General features: G+C 48.7%; 1 protein-coding gene. It reads right to left on the reverse strand.

What is annotated here, in order from left to right; translation table 11 throughout:
- Positions 1–117: 117 nt before the first annotated feature.
- A partial coding sequence (locus AABK37_RS41145) for a BamA/TamA family outer membrane protein (RefSeq protein WP_432557134.1) occupies positions 118–2,077 on the reverse strand: 1,960 nt, incomplete at its 5' end.

Below are 2,077 nucleotides of genomic sequence, written 5' to 3' on the forward strand. Positions count from 1 at the left end.
CCCATGCCCCATGCCCCATGCCCCATGCCCCATGCCCCATGCCCCATGCCCCATGCCCCATGCCCCATGCCCCATGCCCCATGCCCCATGCCCCATGCCCCATTACCCACTAACTCCTTAAAACCTTTCCCCAATCCCAAAGTTGATCCGGCTGTCGCCATCGTCGTTGATGCCGTAGTCAACGCGAATCGGTCCTAATGGGGACTGGACGCGCACGCCTAAACCGTAGCCGTAGCCAGTGCCGTTTTTGTTCAGTAAATCAGCTGACCTAGTGCTGCTTCCCAAGTCAGTACCGAGATCAAAAAATAGTGCGCCACTAACTACGGAAAATACAGGGAAGCGATATTCAAGGGATGCTTGTACATAAGAGCGTCCACTACCTAATGCTCCTTCTTCATAGCCCCGGACGGAGTTGCTACCACCAAGGGTAAAGGCTTCGTAAGGAGGTAAGTCACCTAGGACGGTTCCACCTTGAATGTTGAAAGCGAGGGTTTGCGGTCCTTTGTTAAAGTTTGTAAATCTGACGGGGACATATTGGCTGTAGCTACCCCGGAATCTAGTCAGGAAAATGCTGCCTAATCCCACTGGTACTGATTGATCGACCCCGAAGCGGAGAAAAGAACCTTGGGTCGGTTGCAAAGCGTTATTGCGGCGATCGCGTGCGGCTCCTAATTGCAATAGCAGCAAGTCGTCTCTACCTTCCCCAGATTGACTTAGTTCAAGTATGTCGTTAGGTCTATCCTCAACTCGTCCCAGCCTTCTGACATCGCCATCAGAATCAGTAATCGAAATTCTTTGATACTGCAAACCTGCTGAAGCTGTCCATTCCGAATTTTTGAAGGGATTACCGGACAAAGGACGAGTAAAGGTGACACCACCACCTAAACGAACAACACGCGGGCGATCGCCATCTTCATCTGGTCTTCCGACGTTAAAGGTTTCGATATTGTCATCATCACCATCAAAAATCAACGAAATCGACCTACGGCGGAAAATATTCGCTGTGTAGGAAGTGCGGTTAGGATCGCCGGCAATCCACGGGTCTGTAAACCGCAAATCAAACAGCAATTCTCTCTGTCCTACTTGTAACTCCGCACCTAGTTTTTGGTTTCTTCCCCCTAAATTTTGCTGCTGATAGCTGATAGTACCAAACAGCCCACTGGCAGAACTAATCCCCGCACCTGCTGCGATGGAACCACTATTGCGTTCAGCCACATTCACTACTACATCCACCTTGCTAGGGTCAGTACCTGGGTCAAGGGAAACATTTATATCTTCAAATAGTCCGAGTCCAAATACCCTTTGCAAGTCTTTTTGTACTGTGTTGCGGTTAAAGACTTGTCCGGGCTTCAATTCCAATTCTCGCTTAACGATATAGTCTCGCGTCCGACCCCGGATTGGTCGTCCTTTATCGTCTGTATCTTGACCGTCTTTATTGCGGAATCTAACGCGAATATCTTCTACCACCCCTTCTGTTACTTGTAGGGTGACAACTCCGTTTTCTGCTACTTGCGGCGCACCTACCACGTTTGCTAGTACATAACCTTGGTCTTGATAGCGCTTGGTTAAAGTCTTGATGCCTTCCTGCAAGCTACGCAAGTTGAGAATGCCGCCATATTGCTCTTTAAAGATTTCATCAACAGTGTTAGCAGGCAGTACGGAGGGAACATTTGTGCCAGGATTTGCCTGGATTTGGACTTTAGTTAAGACAGGGTTGGGCTGCACTACGAAGCTGACGCGCACGCCTAATGGAGTATCTTCTGGCACTGCCTGGACGTTAGAGAAGTAACCAGTACCAAAGATAGCGTTAATATCTTCCTGTAGTTGCGATCGCGTTGTTGTCCTTCCTGGTTGGGTACGAATCGAAGAGTAAACTTGGTTTTCTAGTTCCGGTAATAATTGCTGCCCTGTCTGACTTCTAACCAATACCTCTGATACTAAAACGCGGGATTCTGTCGCTTCTGGGGTTGCGTTTTGTTGATTTTGTTCGGGTGCTGGCTGATTGAGTTGCTGATTTTGCTGTTGTTGATTTTCTCCTGGTGCTGGCTGATTGAGTTGCTGATTTTGCTGTTGTTGA

This window comes from Tolypothrix sp. VBCCA 56010 (genome assembly GCF_050875635.1).
GTDB lineage: Bacteria > Cyanobacteriota > Cyanobacteriia > Cyanobacteriales > Nostocaceae > Hassallia.